Below are 5,428 nucleotides of genomic sequence, written 5' to 3'. Positions count from 1 at the left end.
ACGGTGCACCGGTGCACCGTGACGGTGGTCCGGCGCGGTGGGTGGAGCTGGGGGCCCGATCCACGCGGCCTGGTCCGCCAGGTGGTCGATGCCCTGCCCGAGTTGCTGGCCGACCACTTCGCCGAGCGGCTGGCGGGAGACGGGCCGGACGTGGAGATCACCGAGCCGCTTACCGTCACCGTCCGGCCGGGCCGGCCCGGAGGGCCCGGCCGGCCCGCGGGCGGCGGGCCGGCCGTCGAGGTGCACTTCGCGCCGGTGCCGGTGGTGGAACTGCCCGCCGACGCGTCCGGCGCCGACGCCATGTCCCTCGAGGAGTCCTTCGCGGCGGCGCCGGACCCGTGGACCGTCCCGAGCGCCGCCGTGCTCTTCGCCGAACTCGCGGAGCGCGGGGAACTGGACGCGCTGCTGGCACTGTTGCCGGACGAGTCGGTGCGGGCGTATCTGCGCGCCGTGCTCGGCGTCGACGACACGGCGGCCCCGGCCGCACGGCTGCTCGCCGAACTCGTCGGGCGCGCCCTCGCGGCGGCCCCTCCGCCCGCCGACCCGCACGGCCTGGCCGCCGCCCGGTCCCGGCCCGTCGAGGCACTGCCCCAGCGGCTGCGCGCCGCGGTCGCGGGCGCCGAAGCGGCGGACCTGCCCCGGCTGCTCGCCGACTACCTGGCGTCGGCGGACCGCGAGGAGACGGTACGGCTGGCGCGGTCCCTGGGCCCTGGCGGCCCGTACGACCACACCGCGGATCAGCCGCCGGGGGAGACGCGTACCACCGACGAGGTGCGTACGGCCAACCCGGTGCGCACCACCGGCGAGGTACGGGTGTGGTCGGCGCTGCCCTTCCTGCTCGCCGGGCCACTGGCACGCATCGGATACCTCGACGCCATCGGCCCCGCACTGGCCGGAGTCGAACTGGCCGACCAGGCACCGCTGTTCGCGGCGGCCCTGGGCTACAAAGTGCTGGGCGTGACCGCACGTGGCTGGCGCCGCGCCGACCGGGACAGCGAGGCCGCGGCCGCCTTCGCCGGCCTCCAGCCACCCGTCGCCGAGGAGCGGCTGGCCGCCTTCGCCCGCCAGGTGCGCCCCGCGCTCCCGGTCCTCGACGGCGTACTGGCGCTGTCGGTGTGCCGCGGCCACGACCCCGCCCATCCGCTCCTGATCACGGGGACGGACCATGGGCTGTTCCTTGTCGACGCCCACGGCATGTTCCCGATCGCCTGGGCCGCGCAAGCCGCCGGGCTGCTGCCGTACTGGCAGGCGTGCGGGCACCCGCCCGTACTGCTCTGCGACGGCCCCCTGCCCCCCGGCACCCTGCGCGAACTGGCCGCGGCCGGCGTGCTGTTCCTGACCGGCGTACGGCCGCTGCGCGGCGATCCGGTGGCGCGGCTGCCCTGGCGCACACCGCTGTGGACCGCCGAGGGCACGGCCCCGGACGTACGCCTCGCCGCGGAACTCCCCGCCCACGCACAGCGGTTCGCGGACCTGGCCGCCGCGCTGGTCGGCGAGCGCCGGGCGGTACCACTGGCGCCCGACGGCGGCCTGGAGCGTACGGTCACCCTGGCCGCAACCCTCGGTCTGGCCACCATCGCCTGGACGCTCTGGCGCGACCGCGAGACCCCGGATCCGCTGTCGGCCCTGAGCCGCTTCGCCGACCTGGAGGCCACGGTGCGATACGAGCCCGCGGCCGTCCGGGTACGCGTCCCGATGGGCCGGCGCCACGCGGACCTGCTGCGCGGCGGTCTGCTCGCCGATGTGCCCGACGTGGTCTGGCTGAACGGCCGGACCCTGACCTTCTCGGCCGGGTGAGAGCCATGGGCGAACCAGCGGTCGAGCATCTGCGGATCAGGCTGGCGGACCTGCACCAAGCCCTCAGAGCCGCCGTCGAGCGCCAGGCCAGGCTCGCCGCCCGGCTCACCCGGCCGGACCTCACGCCGTACTGCGTGACCGACGAACAGGTCGATGTGCTGCTCGGCGAGGTGCACGCCTTCACCGACACCATGGCCGAGCCGTACGAGCCCCGACCGACGGAGCCGGAAGCCGAACGGGACCTGAGGCGGCGCGCGTCCGCCGAGGGCACGACCCTGCCCCTGGACGCGCTCGCCACCCGCTTCGGCCTGACCCGCGCCGAACAGGACGCGCTGCTCATGGCCGCGGCGGTCGAACTGGACCGCGGCTACGAACGGATCTACGCCTACATCGTGGACAACCTGAACCGGCGGCTGCCGAGCGTGGAACTGCTGGTGAGCGTGGGCGCGCACGGCTCGGCGGCCCGCCTCGCGCTGCGCCGCGCCCTCGGCCCGGCCGGGCCGCTGCGCCGGTACGGTCTGCTGCGCGCGCACGGCGAGGCCGCGGTCGGGCTCGCCCAGGAGCTGGTCCTCGGCCCCGGGGTGCTGGACTTCCTGCTGGGCTGGGGCAGCGACGTCGGCCTGCTGGGCCACGACCCCGGCGAGGTCGCGCCGCCGGAGCCGCGCGTACTGTCCCCGTATCTGTCCTCTGACCGGCTCATCCGGCTGGGCCGTGCGCTGGGCTCCGGTGACATCGACCTGGCCGGGTTGTGGGGCTGCCCGCCCGACGGCCAGCTCGACGCCGTACAGGCGCTGGCCCGTGCCGCGGGAGCGCCGCTGCGGACCCTGACCGCCGATCCCGAGGCCGACCCCCAGGCCGATCTGCGGACGGCCGCCGCGCTGGGCGCCGTGCTGTGGATCCCCACCGACGATCTGCACGGCGAGCCACAGCGGCACCGCGCCGCCGCGCTGTCCGCCGCACTGCCGCGCTCGCGGGTGCCGGTGTGCCTGACCGGTCTGAAGCCCTGGCGCCCTGCGGGCCTGCTCGCCTCCCGCGCGTACGCCGAACTCACCGTCCCCGTCCCCGGTTTCACCGACCGCCGGGCGATGTGGTCGGCCGCGCTCCCGGACCTGGACACAACCCTCCTCGAAGACCTCGCCGTCCGGTACCGCATGAGCGGCGGCGAACTGCGCGCCGTCGCCCGGGTCGCCGACGCCGGAGCACGCCTGGCCGGCAACGGACACCCGCAGCCGGTCGCCGACCACGTCGAACCCGCCATCGCCACCGTCACCCGCGGTCGCAGCGGCAGCGCCGTCCACTCGATCCTGCCCCGGCGCACCGCCGACGACCTGGTCCTGCCCAAAGTCCAGTTCCGCCAGATCCTGGAGATCGCCTCCGCCTTCCGCGCCTGGCCCCGGATCGCCGAAAGCTGGGGCTTCGCCCGCCGTGCCGGACACGGCGGGGTCAAGGCGCTCTTCACCGGGGAACCCGGAACCGGCAAGACCATGTCCGCCGAGATCGTCGCCGGCATGCTCGGCCTGGAACTGCTCAAGGTGGACCTCGCCCAGGTCGTCTCCAAATGGGTGGGGGAGACGGAGAAGAACATGGAGACCGCGTTCCGGCAGGCCGAGGAGAGCCACGCGGTGCTGCTCTTCGACGAGGCCGATGCCCTGTTCGGCAAGCGCGGCGAGGTGAAGCACGGCACCGACCGGTACGCCAACCTGGAAGTCGGCTATCTGCTGCAGCGCCTGGAGACCAGCGACGGCCTGGTGATCCTGACCAGCAACCTCAAGGACAACATCGACCCGGCGTTCACCCGGCGCTTCCACTTCGTCGTCCACTTCCCCCGCCCGGCCGCCGCCGAACGCCGCAGACTGTGGCGCCTCGCCTTCCCCGAACAGGCCCCGCTGGCTTCCGACGTGGACCTCGACGCCCTGGCCCGCCTGGACATGACCGGCGCCGCCATCACCTCCGCGGCCCGCACTGCCGCCCTCGCCGCGGCGGACGGCGACAGCGCTACCATCGGAATGCGCCACATCGTCCGCGGCGTAGCCCGGCAGTTCCAGCGCGAGGCCCGCCTCCTCCGCCCGACCGAACTAGGCTCGCACGCCCAACTGCTCGACGACGGAACCCCGGGGTGACCCAGATGCTGCCCACCGAACCCCCGCTCTCCCTCCACCGGCTGGTGGCTCCCGTCCCACCGGCGCGCACCCAGGAAACGGCGATGGCCACCCGTCAGGTGCCGGCTCCGGCGCCGGTGCCGGTGAGCAACGCGACGATGGCCCACAGCATGCACGCGCTGGCCAAGATGTCACCGCCCGCTGCCCAGGACCAGCTCGGCAACGCAGCCACAACCAAAGCGGCCGCGCAGGCGGCCCCGGCTGTACGGCTGTTCTTCGTGCCGGTGAAGTCGCCTTGGGAGGACGCCCCGACTCGGTGAGACCGCAGCTGGCCAGACCCCGGCGCGACACAACGCCCGCCGGGTGAGGGCGGCGCCTCCACGGGCCGAGCCCCGCTCACCGCGCCTCGCGTGCCGCCACCTTGCGCCGCAGCTCCTCGACCCGCTCGACCAATTCCCGTGCAGCCCCCACAAGCTCCTCCTCGGCGCCGACGTCCCAGTCGCGCATCTGACGCTCCGTCTCGCGCAGTTCCTCCAAGTGGAGTTCCTCCAGCACCGTCATCAGGGATTCGCCTCGCCGCTTCACCTTGTCGCGACGAGTGGACTTCTCCCGCAGCCTGAAGACGGTCGGCCGACCTGCGGCGAGCTCGGAGAGCCGGTAGCAGAGCACCTCCTTGTTCTCCCAGGGTGGGCTGTTCGTGCCGAGCGTGTAGCCGAGGGGCAGGAGATCGGGGTCGAGCGCGAGGAGCTTTCGCTCCGTCCCGGTGGGTGGATCCGGGGCGGCCACAGGGCCGCCCCGGGTCGGCGGGACGGCCAGCCACCACGGCTGATGGGTACACACGAGCAGTAGGTCGAGACGCCATAGGTCGGCCTCGGCGAGTACCAGGAACTCCGTCGGCAGGTCGACCCCGTAGCACTCGCGCATGACCTCCGGCACGGACAGGCCGTTCTCGTACAGGGCGTGCGCCAGACGGGCCATCGAGGCGTAGTCCGCGCGAGACGCCTCCGCCCGCAGCTGCCGGAGCGCGGACTCGTCCACTTACCTTTTCCCCGCTTTCTTGTGCTTCGCCGCTTCCGCGTTTTTCTTGGCCTCGGCCTGTGCCTCCTTCAGCAGGAGGGACAGCTTCCGCCAGACGCTCTTGAGTTCCTCTGCCGTCAATGCGGTGATGATCTCGCGCGTCATGGCTTCCGCCCTGACCAGGATGTCGTGCAGCCTTTGATCCCCGGACTTGCGGTCTGCCTTCGGCGGGATCTTCTCTCCGAGGTATTCCCGGACCGATTTTTCCATGGCGTCGATGGCTTTCTGGATTTTCGGGTCGCCCACCTTCAGGTCCGGGTTGTCGACCATCATTTTGACGACGGCCTCCACATGAGAGAAGACTGTCATCTGCACGAAGTTCTTGGCCGGGAGGCCCAATCCTTGATTCGCCAGGAAGAGCTCGTTGGCCAGTACTTGCGCGTTCGCCATCGACTGCGACTGCAGCATGATCGCGTACGCCACGTGGCGTTTGCTGCGCGCGCCTGGCCCGCGCA

Annotated in this window: 4 protein-coding genes and 1 pseudogene; 3 read left to right on the top strand and 2 right to left on the bottom strand. The window is 73.0% G+C overall.

Features of this window, described 5'->3' with window-relative positions; all coding sequences use genetic code 11:
• The 3 genes from CCN51_RS48785 to CCN51_RS48775 all read left to right on the top strand — a co-directional run.
• Nucleotides 1-1,797: hypothetical protein (locus tag CCN51_RS48785; protein ID WP_086861079.1), on the top strand; the 1,797-nt coding region annotated here is incomplete at its 5' end.
• 5 nt (nucleotides 1,798-1,802) lie between these two features.
• Complete coding sequence (locus CCN51_RS48780; protein WP_014173087.1) at nucleotides 1,803-3,917, top strand: ATP-binding protein; 2,115 nt, start codon at nucleotides 1,803-1,805, stop codon at nucleotides 3,915-3,917.
• Between the two features lie 5 nt (nucleotides 3,918-3,922).
• Nucleotides 3,923-4,216, top strand: coding sequence for a hypothetical protein (locus CCN51_RS48775; RefSeq protein ID WP_043488642.1), 294 nt, complete (start codon nucleotides 3,923-3,925; stop codon nucleotides 4,214-4,216).
• Nucleotides 4,217-4,292: 76 nt separating this feature from the next.
• Here the strand turns inward: CCN51_RS48775 and CCN51_RS48770 are convergent, their stop codons facing one another.
• Together CCN51_RS48770 and CCN51_RS48765 are read right to left on the bottom strand one after the other, a co-directional pair.
• The gene (locus CCN51_RS48770; protein WP_014173085.1) at nucleotides 4,293-4,934 is read right to left on the bottom strand and encodes a hypothetical protein; all 642 of its coding nucleotides are present in this window, start codon (nucleotides 4,932-4,934) and stop codon (nucleotides 4,293-4,295) included.
• Nucleotides 4,935-5,428: pseudogene (locus tag CCN51_RS48765) on the bottom strand (hypothetical protein); the annotation flags it as partial.

Origin of the sequence: Streptomyces milbemycinicus, from assembly GCF_002154605.1 — a bacterium.
GTDB classification, from domain to species: Bacteria; Actinomycetota; Actinomycetes; order Streptomycetales; family Streptomycetaceae; genus Streptomyces; species Streptomyces milbemycinicus.
This window is presented reverse-complemented; position numbering and strand designations above follow the sequence as displayed.